The following is a 21,512-nucleotide window of genomic DNA, read 5'->3' as shown; positions in this document are numbered from 1 at the left end:
ATAAGCAAGGGAGTATACTGCAAATAGGCCCATCCCATCAGTAGCTGCGGTGGCTAGTTATTATTGGTTGATGTTTTGGTATCGTGAGGAGCCTGCGCTTCAAACATGTTTCCCAAACGACGGAGTTCGATACCAATTTTGCGCCATACTGTCTGAAAAAAACCACCGTCCTTTTCCAGCGTCCGGGTACCCGTCCAGACCCTGGCCTTTGATGATTTGACCTGCTCCACACTGCCGTACTTCATCAGATCGAAGCACAGACGCCCGTCCTCACCCCGAATTTTGTACATTACGTACCCAACCGAGAGGGCCTGTTCGCGTCGGTAACCCAAACTGATACCGTAGGCATTCAGGTGAGGGCGTTTGAGGTGTCGCAACTCGGCGATGGAATCCTTCATCAGTTCCAGAAACGAGAGTTTAAACCGCGAAAAACCGGGGGATGGAATAAACGAATACCTCCCGTAGACGCACACAACGCCTGGCTTTTGCAGAACGGGCATCATCTCATCAACCCAGGTGGGCGGGTAGAGTCCGTCTGAATCGGCAGTGAGTATGTATTCGCCCCGTGCCTGCTCCAAACCCATCTGCCGGGCAGGGCCCCAGCCTTGTATAGGTTGCATGGCACTCCGAATGTGCAGTTTGTCGAGGGTTTTCTGCGTCCGGTCCGTCGAGTTGTTATTGATGACCAGAATCTCGACGGCATAAGCCGTTTTCAGCTTTGCCAGCGATGCGACGCTTCGAAGAATATTAACTTCTTCGTTCCAGGCCGGAATTACGATACTGATGAGGGGATTTGGCCGCTGAAGTGCATCCAACTCCCGGTTGATACGGTCGAAAACCGCATCAGGAATCGCATCGAAGGAGTCATACGGAAAATTAAATTCGTTGGTCCAGGCGGGGGCGTTCAGTAAGTACATAGTATCATCGGTTAAACGTTAAAACGTAGTGGCTTCTTCGCGCAACCTGGCCGTGCGTCGGACCGTCGCGTTTTGAAGAATGAGTTCAATGTGTCGGTAAGTGAACAGGGAGAGGAGATGCACACAAAGCAGGCAAAGCAGAATGTACACCAACTGGCCCGGAACGGTGGCCGGCAGCTTAATGATTTTGAAAAGCAGCAAATCCATACTGTTCAGCACAATAATATGGTTGAGGTAGTAGGAGTACGATAGCTTTCCCAGAAAGTCAAGGCGATCCCCCGCCAGCAGTTTTGAGACGATTCCCCGCTCGCGCGAGAAAAGCAGGATAACGGCCGCAAACAGAAAAGGCATGAGCCAGCTTTGGGCATGCGTAAACTGACTGACGGCATACAGGGTGAAAGCCAGCAGCAGCCCTTCCGCTACGGAAGACACCCACCGGGCAGGCACGGCCATTGACCAGCGACTGAGTCGATAGGTCAGCATACCCAGCAAAAAACTGTATAGGCAACGGACAATGCCGTAGTCATAGTTATAGATAATACTGCCGTGGTGACGCACAATGAAGTAAGCAATCAGGCTAAAACAAAGCCCGCACAGCAGCACCAGATTCTTGCGAAAAAGGACCAGACATAACGCCCAGACCAGGTAGGTGTAGAACTCTACGCTGATGCTCCAGCCAGGCCCATTCCAGGTGGTCCGGTCGAACAGATTCAATGACTGTGTCAGGGTGAGGTTGGCCAGAAACGACGGGGCTGTTTTGTCGGCGGCAAAGACCGGGTTCGACAGGTGAACGATGTAGTGATCAACCCCATAGCGGAAGACCTCAAACAGCAGAACCAGAAACAGCGTGAACAGATGAAGCGGGTACAGCCGTTTGAACCGTCTGATCATAAACGGTTTGATGCTCGCCAGATTCGTGATCCTGTCGTAACTACTATAGGTGATGACGAAGCCCGACAACACAAAAAAGAAATCCACGAAAATGTCACTTTTGGCAATGAAGGCATTACCCGACAACACGGGCAGGTGTTGCAGATGAAAAAAAATCACCATCAGGGCTGCCAATCCCCGAAATGTATCAACCGCTCGAAACCGCATCGTAGTAGCCATAGAATGGACGTTGCTAAGCCAGCGTATGATAGATATCCAGCGTCTGGTCAATTGACCGCTGAAGTGGAAACTGCCTCAGTCGCTTGTTGCCCCGTTCAACCAGCTGCGCCCGCAACGTACTGTCGGCCAGCGTACTGGACAATTTATCGGTCAGGTCGTTGAGGTCTGTCGGTTTGAAGTAGACAGCCGCGTCGTCGGCTACTTCGCGAAAACACTCCGTGTCGCTGAGCAGCATGGGGCATTGCGCTTTAAAGGCTTCCAGAATGGGCAGGCCAAACCCTTCGTACAGCGACGGGTAGACAAATAACTGCGCGTTTTTGTATAAATAACTGAGTTCACCGTCGGTGGCGTTGATGTGCCTTATACGGTTGGTGAGCCCCAGACGCTGAAGAAATTCCCGGTCGGCCACGTGCATCGGCCCCCCACCCGCCAGCACGACACCCAGGTCAGGCATATCGAGCAGCAGCGGACGGATGGCGTTCATGAACAGGTAAAAATTCTTGTATCCACTGCGATCCCCCACGAACAGGACAAAACGTTCGGGCAAATCCGCTACGGGCTCTATCAGGAGCGGGGCATCCAGATCAATACCGTGGTAGATGACCGACACCTTATCGGGATCGACGTCGAAGAAATGAATCAGATCCTTTCGGGTGGTATTCGAAATAGCAATGATGGCATCGGCCCGGTCTATGTTGATTCGCTTTTGTTGCGTCAGGGGGTCCTGCGCCCAGAAGTATTCGGGCAACCGCTCGTAGGTCAGGTCATGAATGGTAATGACCAGCGGTTTAGTCAACTGCCGGAGAAAGTACGGGTCGTAATAAGTAGGGTGAAACACGTCAAAGTCCGACTTGCTCAGGAGCCTTTCGCAGTAGAACTGGTTCAGGCGGTAGTCATACCGTTCGTTCCGGTTGAGGATACGGTCGCTGAGCGGCCCCTTGAGCGGAAGCGGCTCATCCTGAATGTAATGATTTTTCGCATGGATAACCCCTAACTGGTAGGTGATATCCTCTTTGTGCTTAATCCCATCAATGATATTGGCGAAGTAACGACTGATACCGCCGTACTTCTGCGTGCTAAATTTCTGGTGGTCAATAAATACCTTCATAATTGGTCATTCGGGAGTAAGCATTAGTCGGTAATATCCTGTAGGGTTAGCCATTGAGTATTGAACTGGTTGCTGGATTGGTTACTGGTCAGGGCAAATGACCAATCTTCAATGACCAACAACTAAATCGACAGCCAGGTGGGAGGAAGCAGGTCTTTGGTGTTCCAGGCAGGTTTGTTTTTATACCAATTTTTTGGGGTAATCACCAGCTTGCCGGCGTTTGGATTGAGCCACGCTCCCCACCAGCTGAAGGAGCTGTTGGCTATGATATGGTGCTGGCAATGGCTCATCAAAACCAGGTCCGCCACGTCGCCGTTGAGGCCCGTATTCTGCACGAAGACGCTGTCTTCACCCAGGGGCAAGTTCGTTTTAGACCACTCCTTATCATCGCTGAAGACAAAGAAACGCGGATTGGCCAGTTCCTTCCGAGCCAGCTCAATGGCTCGTTTGTAATAGTCAATGCCCACGAAGCCGAACGTTTGGCTGAACTCCGGGTGGTTCACATAATCGCTCCGCCGGACGTGGATTGATACCGACATGGGTGTTTCACGAATCAACTCCCTGTACTGATTAAATTCAGGACTGGGTGTACCGCTCAACTGTAAGTCGCGCCGGATAGTATCAGCATTGTCGCGGAAATACGCTTCCGACTGCCAGAACCCCTCAAGAATAACGCACCCGGCACGTGACTGTAGAATCTGCTCATCGAAGTGAAACTGACGCTCTTTCTGAAACAGGAAAAAAGGCCGCAAGCTCCGGTTGGGCAGCAGCTTTGTCGCTTTGGAAACGTATTCGACAGGCGATTGCTGGAGGGTATGGTAGGGCACGGAAAAATTACCCAGTTTAAAGTTGCGCGAGGTATCGTCGTGATACTGGTATAAGTAATAGCTTAGGTCGACGTACAAAGACGTTTTGTTTTTTAAGGAGAGGTGTCGGGCAACCGCGTATTGAAAAAGCTGATTGCCTAAACCACTGGTTATTCGGCTGATGATCATGACTATAGTATCGTTATAGGTGTCTTCGGTGGTCTGTTTCGCTTAGAAATGAGTACTCAAATGGCTAAAAACTTCCTCCCGATCGCGGGCGAGCAAAATGGTCGCGTTCGACAGTCGGGGAAACAGCGTTGCGTATTCGTTGAACGCGTGTTCAAATCCCCAGTCCGGGTTCGATAGAATGATATTGGTGCCTCCGAAGCAGCTGGCCAGAGCGGCCGTACCCCCATGCATGGATATGAAATGGTTACAGTTGGCGTAAACCATCAGTTGAAGATGGTTGTACGTGGGCACAATCGACGGATGATAGCGGGTATACAGGTCATCCATCAGTAGCACATCCGGATGCATCTGCCGGAGCCATGCATGTTCGTTGAGCGACATGGTCTCGCTGTTATCCCCCACAATATGCGTTGGTTGCGGCCTGTTGTAAACGATTTGGTACGTGTCCCTGCAGGTCTGAATAAGGCGGTTGAGCGTGGGGATATCCAGAAAATTAATTGGCGGCTGATCCCATTCCATATTGTATTTGTTGGCGATGACCAGCAGGGGTTTGTCGAACACAAACGTATCGTTTTGGTAGTGGGCTTTGTAAGGCACCTGCGCCCAGTTCCGAAAGCTGTACGCGTTGCTATGCGTCATGTTAGGCACGTTGTAGTGCGCATACGACTCCGTCCAGACCCGTTTGGCGAATCGCTCTTCGTGGTCCTCGCTAAAAAAATAAAACGCCTGGGTGCCTCTGGCGGAAATGGTCTTTTTCAGCGTACCGTTTAAGTAATGCCAGTAGGCAAATGGAATCACGTAACGAAGTTCCTGATCAAATTCGCCCTGATAGCTAATGATCTTGTACGTCTTTTTCAGGACGTAATCCTGCAACACAAACCGGCCCTGAAGCAGCTTGCAATAGTAATTATCGCGGATAAAATAGCGTAAGTCCTTCCGGAGTTTCGGGTACTTCATCCAGGCCACTACGTATAGCGATTTTAAAATAAGTCGTTGCATAGTTTCTCCGGGCTGGTTTATCCAATTGCTTTTCCCAGCGTTTTCAGTTCGGCCAGCGGGAATCGATACCGAAGGGTGAGACCGATGTAGATGGCGCCCCCTAAAGCGATTTGTACGATGATGTTGGCTGCACTGACTGACGAGTCAGTGTAGTATTTGTAGACCCAGATACCCACCACCATCAGCAGACAAAACAGAGCGGGCCTGGTGAGGGCCTGAAAGAACCTGCCCAGAAAAGGACCAATCAGCGAGTGAACAATCCTGAAGTTCAGGATCAGGTTAATCAGCGTAGCCGTCATAAATGCCAGGGCAATACCCACAACTCCTCCGTAATAAGCGAATACATACACGAGCGGTATTTTAACGACCAGCGTGGCTACGTTGAGAAAAAAGAGCAGTTTGGGTTTGCCTTTTGAAAAAGCCAGGGTGAACAGTGGATTGCTGAGAAACGTAAAAACGCTGACGAAAACAAAAATCCGAATGAGCAATATGGTGGGTTCCCATCCTGGACCGTAGAGGAGGGGCACCACACTATCTGCCATGATAAACAAGCCCGCCAGTAGCGGTAAGTTGACCGAACTAAGTAAATCAAGAATCGTTAGGTACGATTTCTTTAGCTCTTCGGTATCCCCTTTCAGGCGGGCCAGAATGGGATAAGCCACCTGAAGCACAATCGGGCTTAGTTTTGAAATGGGAAAAACCGCCAGTTGTGACGCTAAGGTATAGTAGCCTAATTGCTTGACGCCCAACATACCACCGACCAGGATATTGTCGGAATTGGCCTGAATAAACCCGACAATGCCATCGCCCACGTTGTACAGCCCAAACCGCAAATGGTCTTTGATAAGGCTTAGGTCAAGGCGTAAAACCGGGGAAAACAAGGGCGAGCCGTAAACCAGTTGCAGCACTGATTTGAGCGTTTGCTGGGCCAGTTGACCATAAATCAGCGCCAACTCGGCAAACCCCAGATATGCCAGCAGAATAGTAGTAAAACTGCCAACGATTGTGCCAGCGATGTCGATGGTCGCCACGGCCTTGAAACGCAGTTCTTTCTGTAACAGAAATAAATAGATCTGCCCAATGTATACGATAACAAAATAGAGCGACGACAGCTTGATGACCGGCTCCAGTCGGGGTTCTTTGTAATAGGCCACCACCAGCGGCCAGCTCATGAAGACAACCGCACCAACGATTAACCCCAGACTTAGATTCAGCAGGTAAATGGTGGACAATACCTGCTGGTTCTCTTCCTGCTTGTAAATAATGGAATTGGAAAAGCCCAGGTTGGCGAAAATGCTGAAGAACGCAATGATAAGGGTACTGACGCTGACGATACCAAAAACGGACGGTTCCAGCAGACGAGCCAATAGTGCCACCTGCCCAAACTGAAAAAGAGTGGATAAGGTTGTTGAAAAGCTCATCCATTTGCCACCACTGATGGCCTGCTGCTTGTGATCCATCGTAATTAGCGGTTTAGTAGTTTCTCCTTTTTCGTCGATGCTGCCGTAGGCGCATCAAGTGGCTTGGTACGGGGTAAGCCCTGCTCCATGTCGTTGAGGGTAGGTGCGTCGACGTTGCTTTCGTCTACTTTATTAAACGCCACCAAAACGGGCTGTTCAATCGCCTTGAGGTACTGCGTGTACAACTGCTTATCCCGCCGTCCCCATACGGTTTGCTGCATCAGTATCAGTATTGAAACAGCACTCAATTTGGCCAGGTGCAGCGGAATCGGCCGACTAACCAGCGGGGGTAGTTCCAGAATGATCTTATTATATGTCGATGTAAAGAGGGGTTCCTGGTTGGTTAGCAAGTCTTCGGGTTCCCGAATGTTCATGAAGTTAGCCTGCAAGGCATAGGGGAAGAACGAGATATTTTCCTGCTCGAATGGTGCGTCAGTATCGTTAATCCGGGGGTATAAATAGGCAATTTGCTCACCCGATTCGGCGTAAAGTCGGGCTAACCCATGCGCCAGCCACGTTTTCCCCTGTTTACTACGTGTGCTGAACAAGGTGATAATGGGCGGGTACGAGGGTACATTACGTTGATCCACCGCCAGATTAATGGCGTTGGCCAGCTGCTCGAACATACTGGTAGCGGCCCGGCTGGCCCGGGAATTGACACCAAACTTTTTAACGGTTGGAAACACAATGGAAATAGGCGAGCCAATGCGTCGCTCCGCCTGTTCGAGCGAATTGATTCGCTTGTCGGCCAGGGCGCGGAAGGCGGCCAGTAACAGCGCAACCACCAATCCCGCACCCGCACCCAGTGCCATATATAGCCAGCGTTTGGCGGGTTGAGCGACCAGCGGAAAGGCGGGTGGGTCCAGCACCGACAGGCTACCGTCGATGGAAATATCCTGCCGGTGCGTGTTGGCCTGGTTTAGCGACTGAACTAACGTCATGTATTCCTTTTCGGCCACGTCCATATCACGAATCAACTGCCGTTGTTCCGATTCCAGCGGGGTAAACGTAGTCGTTTCGGCCTGGTAATCTTCCATGCGTTTCTTCAACGCCGTCAACCGTGCCGATGACTCTTCGTACCCAAGCAGTTTGTCGAGCCAGTTACTGATCAGATTCAGCCGGGGAATCGACTCGGAGGAGTTGTCAGCGGCAAAGTAGTTCTGGGCGATTACTTTCAATTCGGCAGCAAGCTGGTCAACACGGGCCTGAACCTTATCGAGCACGGCCTGGGTCTTACCATTCGCGCGGGCATTGATCAACTGCGATTCAGCCGCCATCAATTCCGCCTGCTTATCGGTTAACTGCGTGTTGATCTTCAGCAGGGTGCCGCCCTGCGTCATGCGCTGGCCCAGGGCATCCATAGAGGCCTTGGTTGCCCGGTTGCGCATCATTTCCTCATTGTATTCTGCTACCAGTGCATCGCGCGTGAGGGAGCGGTTCTTCATCTCGTCCTCAAAGTTCAGTACGTTGTGCGCTACATTAAAGGACCGCAATTTGGTTTCAGCCTGATCGAGTCGTTTTTTGGCTGCTTTCGCGTTGTCCTGGTAGTAGGTAACGACCGGATTTGTTTCACTTCGTTTCAGCAGTGAATACCGGCTGTTCAGTTCCGCAATGGCCAGACTCAGGGTTTGCTGCGCAATGGCCGGATCTTCCGCGTCATATTCCAGATCCAGCATGTCACTGGCCCCCCTGCGGGACGATTTGAGCCGTTTACCAATCACATCCGCCGTATAGTCCGAGCCAGACCGGATCAGTAGTTTTTGAACGGGGTTATCCGTCTGGCTCTGGGCCAGACTATCGATCAATTGGTGGGTAATTTCTGGCGAACCGGATGCAATCAGGGTCTGGCGAAGCGTAGCGGGAATGGCCTGTTGCAGTCGCTGAAAACTAGCGGTAGAGAGCTGCCGTTCGGCGGGTTTGGTTAGGTACAGGTGCTCACTCAGGAGGTTGATACCTACCTGGTATAAGGTCTGGGTTGAGTTCAGCGTGGTAAGTACATTGTCAAATGCGTTGCTGACTCCCGAATAATCGACGTGAAAGTTTTCTTCGGCAGCGCGTAGTGAGTAGCCCGATGTAAATCCGGTATACAAGGTTGCTTTGGTCTTGTACTGCCGGGATTCGTTCCGCATGAAAAAATAGATGGCTCCCGCGCCCAGGCACGGGAAAAGAATAAACCAGATAAGGTGTTGCCTGAAGAGCCGCCCAAGTTCCTGAAAGTTCATCATGCTGCTAGCGTTTTAGTTGACGGATAGGTACGCCCACTGCGAGTTCGAGCGCATAAATGTTTTTGATAAGCTGCGTTTTGGCCTGTTCCACGGTGGTGCGGGTTTCGGCGTAGCGGTTGCTGTTAAAGGCAGCGGCTTCGGGTGTAATCTTTCCTTTTTGCAGTTCCACTTCGGCAATCCGGTAGGCCGCCAGCGAAGACTGGTCGTCCTGCAGGCGGATTTTCAATATTCGCTGCGACAGCAGCAGGTCCTGGTAGAGGTTGAATAAATCGCGCTTCAACTGAATAGCTGCCGTTCGCTTTCGCTCCATGGTCGCTTCATAGTTTGATCGGGCCAGGTGAATCTGCTGGGATCTCCCAAACAAATCATGCATACTAACCACCAGATTGACCCCTGTCCGGTACCCGTTGGAGATCTGCCCCAATTGATCCGAAACGGCCGCTGTTCCGGTTGAGATGATGGCTTGATTACCCGTTGAATAGTTGGCAAAGCCCGTCATGTTTTGCAGCACCTGGAGTTTTGCCAGTCGAAAGGCGGCCTCCTGCGAACTGGCAACTGCACCCTCAAATTTGACGGTAGGCGAATAAGCCAGCGCCATTTGGTACATCTCATCGAACGGAATGAGCTGCACGCCAATATCCTGGTTAAAATCAAACGTCAGGCTATCTACTGGCGAGGTAGCCGACAACGACTCAACGGCCTGGCTGACGGTCGCACCCGGAGCCGTGGGTATGTTTCCCTGCCCCTGACAGGTGGAGCCTATCAATCCACATAGCACCAGGCTCCATAGAAAGGATGCAATAGGGAAACGAGCTGAATCATGTACTTGTGTCTTCATAGATAGCAAGCCTAAATAAAATAAAGTGGTTAGGTTGTCAGGAGGCTAATACCGGTTGCCACGCGCGGGGAATGCGCTTGATAACGGCTTCGAACTCGTGGGCGCGTTCAGTCCAGGAGTTACGGTGGGCCATGTCAACCCGCTGTTGCACCTGTTGTGCATTGTTGGCGGCTAACGCGCGTTGTAGCGCTTCCACAAACTGCTCGCAGGTATCAGCGATCTCAATGACTTCGCCAAAGTCATCCAGTAACGAAAAAGGGGTAGCAACAACCGATAACCCTGCCGCCAGGTACTCATTGATTTTCAGGGGATAAATAGTGTACGTATGCTTGTTGCAGACAAACGGAATAATACCAACACGCCATTTTGCCAGCAACGGTGGGAGTTCCGCCGGTTGATGGGGAGGAATAAACGTTACGTTGGGAAAGCGCTGCAACCGTTGCAACAATAACGGCTCATGCACCTCGCCAATAAACTGGAACTCAACGTCGGGGAGGTTCCTGGCGCAATAAGCTATCAGGTCAATGTCGATCCGGTTATCCGCTGAGCCCAGATACCCGACAATCGGCTTTGCGGGTGGGTGCTGTTGCGCCAACTGCCGGGCCTGGTTAAATAGATCGAAATTGGCGCCGTTCTTCACGCAGTACGTGTTCGGCTGTACTGCAGACTTGGCTTGCCGTAAGGTCTCCGACGTCGTTACAACGGCGTCGACTCGTTGCATATAAACGTCCTCAAAGCGCTGACCATGCCGACTCATCCAGTCGCCGGCGGTCGTTATCTCATCAAAGCAGTAATAGATCGTAGCGCACTCATTTAGCTGACCCAGCATTGGCAACCCAATGGTTGGGTTAAACGCGTTGATCACCAGCGGCCGATGCATATTCAGCTGCTCCATCAGCGAGCGCAGACTACCCACCAGCCGACTGATATTCCACTGGAGAAAATGGTCGTGCGCTTTAGCCGTCAGCTTATTGATGGGTAAAATGACAGGGGGTGTCCAAACGTATAATTCTTCGCCGGGTCTGTTATCTATTTTTGTCAGCGAATCCCCAAACAGGATCTGGCGAACCGGCACGTCATGACGACCGGTTAGTATATCTTTCGCCGTATACAGGTAATCAACAAAAAGTACCCGGTGCCGGGCGGACAGTTCTGTCATAAGCTGAACCACTGCTTTTTGAAAATCCCCTTTCCAGGTAGTCTGCGATATGCAGATTATGCTGTCAAATTGCTCCATACCGGTCGACGTCAAGCGTTGCGTAAGGCGATAAATTATAGGATGGCTGCGCGGATGGAATGTCCCACCGATTGCAGGAAGCCACCAGTATCGTACTGATAAAAATGATGGTGTCGGTCGGGAACTGACCCAATACCGGATTCGAGTAACCCATGACGGCAATTCCCACAAACTCAGCCAGGAAGGCGAACATAATTTTAATCAACCAGGGATCTTTCAATTGCCAGACCCGGTAAACACCGAGACCAATCAGTCCTGCGAGCATGAGCAGGTAAAGTGTAAGCCCAACCTGACCCGTTTCAATCCAGAGTTCCACATACCAGCTGTCGGGCGGGGTTTGGGCCGCCCAATGCCAGGGCGAAAACCGCGCTCCCATATCGGTTGATGTACCAATGCCTGCTCCAAATGGGAAATTAGCCAGGTATGATTTGAGCTTTTGCTGGTTTTGAAGTCGCAGAATAAACGAGGGGTCATTCATCGGCGTCAGGGCGGAACGCATGCGCTGCACCTGGTAGTTGGCGCTGCCTACGCTGGTAAAGAGCAACAATAAAATCAGTGGCGTAGCCATTATGGAGCCAATAAGGAGCTTCAGAAAATCGCGCTTAAGCAGCAGGTAGAACGGAAACCCGGCCAGCATAACGAAAAAAGCACTACGCGTTCCCGAAACGGCGAACCCCCAGAAGTAGATGAGTGCCAACAGGGCGAACCCTGCTTTATAGACTAGCTTTTTTTCTTCGAATACCCGAATCAGCGCCACCACGGTAACCCCGCCCATTTCGGCTCCAAACTGGGCGGCATCCGAGTAAAAGGAGAAGCAGCGAAGCTGACCAAACAGGATGTGAGTCACGGCATTAAAACCCGTGTTCAGCCAGGCTACTTCGGCTGCGCTAAGGCCAAAGTATTGCTGTTTGAACGCCCAGAGCGCCCCAAAAAACGACCAGATCAGCCATCCGTTCATCAACCTGCCAATATCGCGTCGGGTAATCGGAACCACCAACACGACAAGGGCAACGATGAACCAGTGCATGGAAAAAGGGCGGACGTGAAAAAACCAGGCTGGCCGGTAAGGGGCTTCAGGATTCAGCAGTTCGATCAGCGTATACCCAAACCAGATGGCAACCAGTACAAAAGCCGGATTGCGCAGCCCGCGCCAGTTCATGCGCTGGCCATTCACGAGGGCACTCACCAGGGTTAGTGCCAGTAAACCATCAATGATCAACCCAATGGGGAACGGAACCGAAATAAAACGCGAAAAACCGGTTAGAAAGCTCAGGTGCACATACAGGAACAAGCCAAAACGAGGCTCTGCCAACACCACCGCCACCAGTGCCAGGGCAATAGGCCCCACAATCACTACCCCCGCGCCCATTGGCCCCATCCGACTAATCAGGTAGCCTGCCCCAATCATATACACCCCTCCTATCAGGCTGTAGAGCCAGAAACTTCCCGATAAAGGGCGGAACAGAGAAGGGGCGAAAGTGGCCATAATGCACGTAAGCAGCTATAGAGTCATTAAGTCAATGCATCAATGGCTTTCGCCCGGCGAACCCGCTCCCACGTTCCGGACTGCTTGCCCCGCAGGTAGCGTACCCAACCGGCCAGCGCACACCCATTCATGAACGTGAAGTAGAACGGCACGAAAACGGCCTTCAGCCGGAGTTGTCGTTTCTCCAGAATGTAGCCCAACAGAGCGGCTCCGTAAAAGGCAATTTGACCTGCGAACAGTAATCCCCATACAGAATTCATGCCATCGCGGATAACAATCAGGCCGTTGAGCAGAATAATCAGGGGCAGGCAAAATGGCGTTACGGCCCAACGCATCACCCGGTGCGAAACATACTCAAAGGTCAGCCAACCATGGCGAAACGGATTTAACAACGACTTTAGCCAAACCATCGACTGAAAGCCGCCCGCAGCAATACGAATCTTCCGCTTCTGTTCGTCAATGATGGAAAATGACGGCCGTTCCAAAGCATAGGCTTCGGGTTCGTATGCGACCCGGTATCCCCGTTCGGCAATGCGCAGGGAAAGCATGAAATCGTCCAGGATGGTGTCGGGCGACATCGGCTCGTACAGCTCGGTCCGAATAGCAAACAACTCGCCGGCCGCCCCCATAATAGTATATAGTTCGGCGTCCCACCGCTTTAGCTGCGATTCGTACTTCCAGTAAAGCCCTTCGCCCGAACCGGCCGCTAATTCATCCTTTGCGGTCTGAATCCGTTTTTCACCGGCTACGGCTCCGATCGTCGGGTCCTGAAAATGCCGGGCAATATTTCCAATGGCTTCCGGGTTTAGCTGCGTGTTGGCATCGGTGAACACAACAATGGGCGTTGTAATCTGCTGCATGGCCCGGTTAATGGCGGCCACTTTCCCCCGTCGTTCCGTACCACCCAGAATGTCGACGGAATCCCCAAAATGGGTGTGCAACCAGGTATCTGACCCATCCGTCGATCCTTCAGTAACGAACAGGTAACGAATGCGCTCACGAGGATAGAGCTGACCCAGTGAATTGGCCACTTTATCGGGCAAACAATTAAGTTCATTATAGGCCGGAATCACCAGCGTAACATCAGGCAAAAAATCGCCCACCTGGTTCAGAACCGATTGTTTTTTAGGGCGCAGACGAATGAGCAGCCACACAATCAGGCCGTAGCCGAGGTACGTGTAGACCACCAGTCCAACGCAGATCAGGAGTAGTAGTTTCATTCGGTGAGTCGATTAAAAGCCCGTTGGGGATAATGGTGGGGATAGAAGCGGTGTGGCCCGATGGTGAATATTCCAGACAATGGCGTCTTTTACCGCCTTCAGGTAGGTGGGTTGCCAGGGGAAAGCGTACTGAATCAAGGCTTTGGGGAGTGCTAACAGGAAATAATACAGGTAAAAAATACGTAGTGGCAGGCCGGACACATTCCGGCGCATAAACCACAACCGGTTGCGGGTATGGTAGTATACTTTCAGTTGATTGGCCTTCCCTACACTCATCGATTCACGATGGTAAATGAGGGCTTTGGCCTGGTAATAGATTTGAAATCCAGCCCGTCGGATGCGCGACGACCAGTCCAGTTCCTCATAATAGAGAAAGAAACTGTTATCGAACGAACCAGCCCGTTCCAGTACCGAACGGCTGACCAGCATGGCCGCTCCATGGGCAAACCAGGTTGGCCCCGACTGGTCATACTGCCCCCGGTCCAGTTCCATCAGACCCACCGGCCAGGTACGTCCTGTATATTGATTCAACGGGTGGTAACCCGCATATTGAATGATGGCAGGTTCATCATGAAAGCGAATCTTGGGGCACACCACGCCTACGCCAGGATCCTCTTCAAAGGGAATGAGTAGTTGCTCCAGCAAGTCTGGCGTAACAATGGTATCATTGTTCAAAAAAAAGTAATAGTCACCCCTGGCGTGCTGAATACCCAGGTTATTCCCACCCGAAAAACCCAGGTTTTCGAGGCTTTTTACCAGGACAACGTTTGGGTAATTTCCCTGCTGAATTCGTTCGGCGATATCGTCCTTCGAGCCATTGTCAACAACAATCACTTCAATAGCAGGATACGTTAGGGCACGAGTAGACTCTAACAGATCGCAGGTTACGGCGGCTTGTTTGTAGTTAATCGTAATCAGCGAAATAACGGGTTTGGTCGTTATACGTTCTCCTTTTGCCATACCGCTTTAAAGGTTCGTAACAGAATAATCATGTCTTCCCGGAATGAGAAACGTTTGGCATACAGCACGTCGAGATGAATCCGTTCCTGGTCAGAAACAGCTGCTTTCCCGCGCTTCGTTACCTGCCATAAACCCGTTAAACCGGCTGGTGCCGCAAAGCGACGGGCATAGCCAATGTTCGTCAGCTTTTCGGCTTCATACAGCGGCAGGGGCCGATTACCAACAAATGACATGTCGCCCCGCAGAATGTTGAATAACTGAGGCAGCTCGTCGATACTGGTGTTGCGTAGAATTTTGCCCAGCCGTGTCACACGCGGATCTTCTTTAAACTTGCTGAACATGGCTTTGGCCTGCTGTTCTCCCTGATAAACAATTTCGCAAATCTGCTTCTGATCCAAAAAAAGAGGTCGTTGGCAACCTCGACCGGCCAATTGGCAATCCTCGCACAAGAAGTCGACGGGCTTCTCCTCGGCAACACTACCATACATATTTTGCGATGCCATGGTAGCCAACAACTTATCGGACCCCATACGCATCGTTCTAAGCTTATACATATTAAAAATCCTGAACCCCATACCCACCCGTTTGGAACTGTACAGAATAGCTCCCGGTGAATCCAGCTTTATCAGCACCATAACCAGTAGTAGCAAAGGTGATGCCATGATTAATAACAACAGGGAAAGACCAATGTCAAATGCCCTTTTTCCAACGGGCATACGCACCTTTTTCGACTTGTTGATACTCTCTGCATTCTGTTGGTACGTCTTTTTATGAATAAGATAATCAAGACGAATCTGAAACGTCGACTTTAAATAGTTGAAGGGAAAGACATCAATAACGTAACCATGATAGGGATCTGCTGTCAGGTCAACGGTCTCACGATCTGTTAAAAGTATAATCGGGATTTTAGTCCAGTTGCGTCTGGCTTTCAACGTACTGAGGAAGCCCCGGGTGTCTAACGTATCACTATATACGATCAGGTCAATGAATTGACTATCGTCTAAACAGCAGACCGCAGCTTGGTTATCGAATACATCGATAACCTCTATTTGAGGGTGAAATGACTGACGAAATGCCTTAGTTCGTTTATCATCATCGTCAATATAAAGCACCCGAAAAAGTTGACTATTTTCTTTCATAGCTTGCATGATGCATAAAAGAGCGTTTCTTCATGTAGAAAGTTAACTAAGGGGGTTGTACTCCAACCGCCTTAAGACAGTGTTAATCTTAGTTTTTACTTCCAGCGGATTGAAAGGCTTAATGATATAGTCATCTGCCCCCATATTTAAGCAGGCTATTCGTGTCTCACTATCAGTAAGAGACGATAAGATGATAATCGGTACTCTTTTAAAGACCGGACTGGCTCTCAGCATCGTTATCAAACCTTTTCCATCCATATGAGGCATCTGGATGTCTGACAATATTATGTCAACGGGATTGCCTGCCTCCAGCCATGATACACCCTCAATACCATTTTCTTTTGTTGTTACTTCAAAATCGTATTTGAGCGTCTGACGCAGGACTTTACGAATGAAAGAGTCATCTTCCACCACCAATAAATGATAAATCTTACTCATAGTATATAATTAAGTGAACTTTTTGTTATAAAAATAGTCATTTACCCCTCTAAGATAATAGATTTATTTATCAAAAATATGAATTAATAAACTAGGCGGTTATTTTGCTACAAAATATAACTATAAGTAACTATAAATATTATTTTTTTAACTCACAAATACCACTTATCAGTAACAAATCAGCCTGGTACTTAACTATTATCTATGGTATAGGATGCAATCGATGCATCGACCTTAACGAGGCTGAGCAACTTACTTTATTAGCGGGGTAACTACTATCGCTACGTAGCCCCGGCCTGTCGGGCATTCCTTCGGCGAATTAAAGGCTGGACGATTTGTTCTCAGTCCATCCCATACCGGCTAACCTTTGGGAGTATGGTACAGACGACAAGTACTGAAACCGGAATTGATTGATTTAACAAGAATCTGGAGAGCGGCATGCAGCACTGGCAGGAACTGCGCAAAATAGAATCGGCGAGGTAATAGTGTAGTGTGTAACAAATTGCCCTCTTTTCGTACTAATCTGATTAAAACCATATTACACCATGCAACAACGCCTAAACAGACAGCAGCGGGGTATCTCCTGCCCGTATGCGAAACTCCCGGTTGAGCAGCTATCCGATGAACAATTACTCATTAGACGTACCAAAAACCGGCAGATAATGGCCGTAGTCTACATACTCATCGCGATGGTTGTGGCAATGACCTTTGTGTCAGAGCAATATTTTCTGTTCAGTACCACAGCGGCTATGATTCCGGCACTTGACGAGTACGCCAAAAAAGGAAAAGCTATTACCAACGAATTGCGCAAGCGAAACCTACGTTGACGCTCCAGGACGAATTTATCAACCAGATACAGATGCACCAGTCATTACTCAACAAACTGGTGTATCTGTATGCGGATCAAACCGAAGATCGGAACGACTTGCACCAGGAGATTTTACTACAGGCCTGGAAGTCGTTCCCGAACTTTCGGGGCGATGCCAGATTTTCGACCTGGCTGTACCGCGTTGGGCTCAACGTGTCTATAACGAAACTCAACGACCGAAAACAGCAGGTATCGACAGAACTGGATGAAGCCATTCAAGGCAATCCAACCCCCTTTGAGTCCGACGATCAACTCCGATATGTGCTACAGCAATTAAACCCGCTGGATCGAACCCTGATTGTGATGAGTATGGATGGCTACACGAATGATGAAATCGCCGAAACATTGGGCATCAGCCCTGGCAATGTGCGCACCAAACTGCATCGAATCCGACAAAAAATTGATAAACTATGGAACTGACTGACCGCTGGAAAGCAATGAACTGGCAAACGTCAGAATTTTCGTATGCGAAAGTTGATTTGTTGGCCGAACTCAAAAAAGAATCCACGAGTGATATTAACAAACTTTTGAAAGCCTACAAACGGCAGTACGTCCTGATGGCAGCGTTTACGGTGATCACGCCCCTGTTTGCGCTGTTGAACGTTAATGAGCCCGAATATGTGTTTTCAATCGGGATGATCTGGTCGTACTGTCTGATTCTGAGTGGATTTCAAACGATACAATTCTCCCGTTTCAAACTCCCGGATCTAGCGCTCCAAACCGCCGAAGCTATTCGTACATCGCTTGTGTTTATTCGTGCAATCAATACCTTTCAGTGCAATTTTATTGCTTTTTATGCGCCCGTTGTCTTCCTGGGTAGTTTGATGGCTGCGCTTACGTATGGAGGAAAGCAACTGGCTACTATTATTAGTGATCCCGTTGCGATACTGATTATCGTTATCTCGACGGCACTAATCAGCTGGGCTAGCCAGGCAACGAAGCGGTTTTTAGCCAGTCGTCAATGTGTTGCACTGATCGCAAAACTGGAAGAAGCCCTAAACACCCTGGAACAGCTCTAAGTCTATTTATTTCCTGCTCCACAGCCCAAAGCGGCTATGGATTGTGATCTGCTTCAACTTACCTGTTTTCCTTCCTGAATCCCCAGCTCATCCATCAGCTCTCGCCCGAACGCTCGAATCGTCTCAATAACCGGAATAACCCGGCGTCCTTTTTCAGTGATACTGTATTCGACATGCGGGGGCACTACCGGGTATACCATGCGGGAAATAAACCCGTGTTTTTCCAGTTCCCTTAACTGGGTCGTTAACATTTTGTGGCTGATGTGGGGCAGGTATTTTTTGAGGGCACTATAGCGCATCACCTGCTTGTTTAGCCGCCATAAAATAGGCATTTTCCAGGTTCCACCGATGTGGTTCATCGCAAACTCAACTGGATTGTAATAGAGCTTTCCGTCGTACAAAAAATCCGGCATGACTATAAGTACTTGATTTACAAACACTCTCTAAAATGATAGTATCACACTTCTGTGTATATACCTTACAAAGATATATAGCACCTTTTATATTTGCTCGGGTTAATCAAAAACAACCTGGCACCCATGAGTTTAAAAGACCCCAATCTCGTTAACACCCAATGCCCCAAGCGCGTTGCTATCGTCATTGCCAACTCCGCCGTTTCGACTACTACAGGCTGGCCGGTTGGGTTCTGGTGGAGCGAACTGGCTCACCCCTACTTCGAATTTACCGAAAAAGGCTACGTAGTCGAACTCTTCAGCCTCAACGGGGGTAAGTGCGAAGCCGATGCCATGAGCGACCCCAATGATGCAAGCGGCTATTCTGCCACCGATCTTATCTCTCAGGGCTTCATTCATACCGAAAAACTGCGCTCGTTAGTCGATAACACCAGACCCGTTTCGGAACTGAACGTAGCTGATTTCGACGCACTCGTGGTAGCGGGCGGACAAGCTCCGATGTTTACCTTCGAGAAGGCAGCTGACCTCCAAAACAAATTTGTGGAATTCTACGAATCGGGTAAAGTGACCTCCGCCCTGTGTCATGGCACGGCCATTCTGCGGTATGCCAAACTCTCGAACGGTGAGTATTTAGCTAAGGGTAAGACCGTTACAGGCTTTGCCAATGTCGAGGAAGACTTCGCCGATAACGCCGTTTGGGAGTACGGCCTGCTCTCCCGCGATAAGCATGTGATGCCCTGGAGGATTGAAGATGAACTAAAAAAACTCGGGGCCAACTACGTGCAGGCGGGTCTCTGGCGCGGATTCGCTATTCGGGATGGCAATCTCATCACGGGTCAGCAGAACTTCAGCGGAGCCGAAACCGCCAAAGCGATTATCGAAGCTTTGGGAGAATAGCCATTTCATCGAAACACGGCGGTTTTCGTATGTCTTCATGTCCTCTATAAAATCCTCCGTTAACGCTTTGTTTGCGCAATAATGTAAAAAACACCCCTTCTCAACGGCGCCACGCTGGGTATGGGGCAGGCAATTGCCAATGGAGAAATGGTGCAGGAGCATTTCTTTTAGTACTCATTCCGCAGGCAGGCTTTCGCTCCACTGATGCGGCTTCAACAGCATGATAAAAATCTTTTAAGCAATAAACCCATGAACATCACTATTGTAGGAGCCGGTAACATCGGCGGAGCACTGGCTCAAGGCTGGGCAAAAAAAGGTCATCGCATTTTCTTCGGCGTTCGCAATCCCGCTATGTTTAAAGCAAACCGTTTGCTGACTGAGTACCCGACCATCACGGCGCATTCGGTTTCGGAAGCGGCTCAGGCAGGGGATCTGATTGTGGTGAGCGTACCGGCTAAAGCGGTAGTGGAAGTAGCCACGCAACTTGGCCCAGTAACGGGTAAATACATCATAGATGCCACCAACGGCTCGATCGGTACGCCTGATTATCCGAATGCGGTGCAGGCACTTAAAGTCCTTACAGGCTGCACCGACGTTGTTAAATGCTTCAACACGACCGGGTTTGAGAACCTGATCGACCCCGTTTATCAGGGTGAGAGCACTGCCATGTTTATGGCCGGGAGCAGTAAGGAAGCGAAAGAAACCGTTCTACTGCTGGCCCGCGAACTGGGCTTTGCCGACTGCTACGACCTGGGCGACGACACCAAAATCGACTTAGTTGAGCAGTTGGCTTTCGTATGGATTACACTGGCTTTCAGCGGTGGCCTGGGTCGGCATTTCGCGCTGAAGGTTGTGACACGCTAACCTGTCTGCACTACTCATTTTCCAGCCACCCATTTCCCGCATCCTCACCTGGATAGGGATGACTTTTTTTAACATTTGCTTTTAATGAAGAAGCTGGTGTGTTAAGCCCTTTCATCGTGCTGATGAAGCCGTATCAGCAGAGCGAAAGTATGGCAAAAGCATATGTCAAAAACGGCGCAATAAAACAGGTACTGTTTTTATGAACTCTATTTATTGGCTGCTTCTTTTATGCCTCACTGCAGCTTCCACCCTGGCTCAGCTTAACGAGAGCGACACTACACTGGTACAGGTACGGGCTTCGCTGACGGGCAGCGTACAGCAGGGAAACGTAGACGTCACGACCGTTCGGGGAAAGCTCGATTTCACCCTCTCGCCCACCCGCAACTGGGTCTTTAAATCGCAGAATTCCAGTCTGTATCAGTCGTTTTACTCTACAAAAGCAGACAACGATCTCTTCAGTCGAAACTACGTGTATTTCCGGCCCTGGCAACGGGTATATCCATTTGGCATAGGCTATGTTTCAACTAACTTCCGGCGTAGCATTGCCTTTCGGTATTTTGTAGGGGCGGGCAGCACCGTACAACTTGTCAACCGCCGTCAACACGTACTGAAAGCCTCAGTGGGAGTTGTGTATGAAGAGACCCGTTTCTCGGCCAGTATGTTTAATGAAGCGGCCTATAATGGCTCCAGCACCATCGCACGCTGGCGGGCTACCACCTGGCTGGGTGGCGGACATTACCTGCTCGATAATCACCTGCGACTCTATTACGATGCCTTTTGGCAACCGGCTTTTTCGGATGGGGTTAACTATCGCTGGCAGTTCGACGTGGGCTTCGACTTCCCCATCTGGCGGGGGCTGGCATTCAACGCTTTGTACACCTACATCCATGAGAACGTGGTGGTTACGCACATCAGGGCCGACGACAAAATCCTAACCGCTGGGCTGTCGTACAACATACGAAAACTCCACCACCGATGAAAACCGGCTGTGCTGAGTGGCCCATGAACCGCAACCTCTCGTTATAAACGGGGCTACACGCACGGAATGAGCAACCGGAACCTTCAGGGTGGTAAAATGAGTAGTGGATAATGAAAACGTCCGATAATCAACTTATCTTTCCCGTAATGATTTCCCTAACGGGTGGTCTGCTGATAGCCGGGGTGCAGCTTGTCTACAACGGGTGCATTTCAAAAATACCAGTATCTTGTTGACATAGCCTCAAAAAGCCCTTGTTCCCATGACCAGAGAAGAATTACATGCCCTCGTTGATGCCCGGTATGATGAGTTTCAAGCTTTGCAACAACAACCTAATTTCCTG

The 21,512-nt window shown here is 50.1% G+C and carries 21 protein-coding genes; 6 read left to right on the top strand and 15 right to left on the bottom strand.

Going from position 1 to position 21,512, the window contains the following annotated elements; genetic code table 11:
- Positions 1-53 precede the first annotated feature (53 nt).
- The 14 genes from B157_RS0129380 to B157_RS0129315 all read right to left on the bottom strand — a co-directional run bounded on the left by B157_RS0129380 (position 54) and on the right by B157_RS0129315 (position 16,132).
- A complete protein-coding gene (locus B157_RS0129380) occupies positions 54-917 on the bottom strand; it encodes a glycosyltransferase family 2 protein (RefSeq protein WP_020606889.1) in 864 nt (287 codons plus the stop codon).
- An 18-nt stretch (positions 918-935) separates the two neighbouring features.
- Positions 936-2,027: an acyltransferase family protein gene (locus B157_RS0129375; protein ID WP_020606888.1), complete on the bottom strand. Its 1,092-nt coding sequence runs from the start codon at positions 2,025-2,027 to the stop codon at positions 936-938.
- A 13-nt stretch (positions 2,028-2,040) separates the two neighbouring features.
- Positions 2,041-3,135, bottom strand: a complete 1,095-nt coding sequence (locus tag B157_RS0129370; RefSeq protein WP_020606887.1) for a glycosyltransferase family 4 protein — start codon at positions 3,133-3,135, stop codon at positions 2,041-2,043.
- Between the two features lie 122 nt (positions 3,136-3,257).
- Positions 3,258-4,130: an alpha-1,2-fucosyltransferase gene (locus tag B157_RS0129365; protein WP_020606886.1), complete on the bottom strand. Its 873-nt coding sequence runs from the start codon at positions 4,128-4,130 to the stop codon at positions 3,258-3,260.
- Between the two features lie 42 nt (positions 4,131-4,172).
- Positions 4,173-5,129 (bottom strand): hypothetical protein, encoded by a 957-nt coding sequence (locus B157_RS0129360; RefSeq protein WP_020606885.1) that lies wholly within the window; start codon positions 5,127-5,129, stop codon positions 4,173-4,175.
- A 17-nt stretch (positions 5,130-5,146) separates the two neighbouring features.
- On the bottom strand, positions 5,147-6,589 hold the full coding sequence (locus B157_RS0129355) for an MOP flippase family protein (protein WP_020606884.1): 1,443 nt from the start codon (positions 6,587-6,589) through the stop codon (positions 5,147-5,149).
- Positions 6,590-6,594: 5 nt separating this feature from the next.
- Positions 6,595-8,814, bottom strand: a complete 2,220-nt coding sequence (locus tag B157_RS0129350; RefSeq protein ID WP_020606883.1) for a GumC family protein — start codon at positions 8,812-8,814, stop codon at positions 6,595-6,597.
- A gap of 4 nt (positions 8,815-8,818) precedes the next feature.
- The gene (locus B157_RS0129345) at positions 8,819-9,652 is read right to left on the bottom strand and encodes a TolC family protein (RefSeq protein WP_020606882.1); all 834 of its coding nucleotides are present in this window, start codon (positions 9,650-9,652) and stop codon (positions 8,819-8,821) included.
- 37 nt (positions 9,653-9,689) lie between these two features.
- Positions 9,690-10,889 (bottom strand): glycosyltransferase, encoded by a 1,200-nt coding sequence (locus tag B157_RS0129340; protein ID WP_020606881.1) that lies wholly within the window; start codon positions 10,887-10,889, stop codon positions 9,690-9,692.
- Entirely contained in the window at positions 10,876-12,375 is a 1,500-nt protein-coding gene (locus tag B157_RS0129335) for an O-antigen ligase family protein (protein WP_020606880.1), read from the bottom strand. The genes B157_RS0129340 and B157_RS0129335 overlap by 14 nt, the downstream gene beginning before the upstream one ends.
- 26 nt (positions 12,376-12,401) lie before the next feature.
- Entirely contained in the window at positions 12,402-13,595 is a 1,194-nt protein-coding gene (locus B157_RS0129330; protein ID WP_020606879.1) for a glycosyltransferase family 2 protein, read from the bottom strand.
- 12 nt (positions 13,596-13,607) lie between these two features.
- The gene (locus B157_RS0129325) at positions 13,608-14,555 is read right to left on the bottom strand and encodes a glycosyltransferase family 2 protein (protein WP_020606878.1); all 948 of its coding nucleotides are present in this window, start codon (positions 14,553-14,555) and stop codon (positions 13,608-13,610) included.
- Positions 14,534-15,703 (bottom strand): sugar transferase, encoded by a 1,170-nt coding sequence (locus tag B157_RS0129320; protein ID WP_020606877.1) that lies wholly within the window; start codon positions 15,701-15,703, stop codon positions 14,534-14,536. Before B157_RS0129320 ends, B157_RS0129325 begins: the two co-directional genes overlap by 22 nt.
- A 33-nt stretch (positions 15,704-15,736) precedes the next feature.
- Positions 15,737-16,132, bottom strand: a complete 396-nt coding sequence (locus B157_RS0129315) for a response regulator (RefSeq protein ID WP_020606876.1) — start codon at positions 16,130-16,132, stop codon at positions 15,737-15,739.
- 545 nt (positions 16,133-16,677) lie between these two features.
- Here B157_RS0129315 and B157_RS0129310 point away from each other — a divergent pair.
- Genes B157_RS0129310 through B157_RS0129300 form a run of 3 tightly spaced genes read left to right on the top strand, consistent with a single transcriptional unit; the run spans position 16,678 to position 18,019 of the window.
- The gene (locus tag B157_RS0129310) at positions 16,678-16,959 is read left to right on the top strand and encodes a hypothetical protein (RefSeq protein WP_020606875.1); all 282 of its coding nucleotides are present in this window, start codon (positions 16,678-16,680) and stop codon (positions 16,957-16,959) included.
- Positions 16,956-17,420, top strand: a complete 465-nt coding sequence (locus B157_RS0129305) for an RNA polymerase sigma factor (RefSeq protein WP_020606874.1) — start codon at positions 16,956-16,958, stop codon at positions 17,418-17,420. Before B157_RS0129310 ends, B157_RS0129305 begins: the two co-directional genes overlap by 4 nt.
- On the top strand, positions 17,411-18,019 hold the full coding sequence (locus B157_RS0129300) for a hypothetical protein (protein ID WP_020606873.1): 609 nt from the start codon (positions 17,411-17,413) through the stop codon (positions 18,017-18,019). Before B157_RS0129305 ends, B157_RS0129300 begins: the two co-directional genes overlap by 10 nt.
- Positions 18,020-18,072: 53 nt before the next feature.
- On the opposite strand, the gene B157_RS0129295 is transcribed toward B157_RS0129300, so the two are convergent.
- Complete coding sequence (locus tag B157_RS0129295; protein WP_020606872.1) at positions 18,073-18,432, bottom strand: winged helix-turn-helix transcriptional regulator; 360 nt, start codon at positions 18,430-18,432, stop codon at positions 18,073-18,075.
- 126 nt (positions 18,433-18,558) lie between these two features.
- On the opposite strand from B157_RS0129295, the gene B157_RS0129290 reads away from it, so the two are divergent.
- The 3 genes from B157_RS0129290 to B157_RS0129275 all read left to right on the top strand — a co-directional run bounded on the left by B157_RS0129290 (position 18,559) and on the right by B157_RS0129275 (position 21,172).
- Positions 18,559-19,329, top strand: a complete 771-nt coding sequence (locus B157_RS0129290) for a type 1 glutamine amidotransferase domain-containing protein (RefSeq protein WP_020606871.1) — start codon at positions 18,559-18,561, stop codon at positions 19,327-19,329.
- Positions 19,330-19,578: 249 nt separating this feature from the next.
- On the top strand, positions 19,579-20,193 hold the full coding sequence (locus B157_RS0129285) for an NADPH-dependent F420 reductase (RefSeq protein ID WP_026309050.1): 615 nt from the start codon (positions 19,579-19,581) through the stop codon (positions 20,191-20,193).
- Between the two features lie 199 nt (positions 20,194-20,392).
- Positions 20,393-21,172 carry a DUF481 domain-containing protein gene (locus B157_RS0129275; RefSeq protein WP_020606869.1) on the top strand — a complete coding sequence of 260 codons (780 nt, stop codon included), beginning with the start codon at positions 20,393-20,395 and terminating at the stop codon, positions 21,170-21,172.
- The last annotated feature ends 340 nt before the right edge of the window (positions 21,173-21,512 follow it).

It is taken from the genome of Spirosoma spitsbergense DSM 19989, assembly GCF_000374085.1.
Classification (GTDB): domain Bacteria; phylum Bacteroidota; class Bacteroidia; order Cytophagales; family Spirosomataceae; genus Spirosoma; species Spirosoma spitsbergense.
The sequence above is the reverse complement of the archived record's forward strand: the minus strand, read 5'-3'. Positions and strand labels throughout refer to the sequence as shown.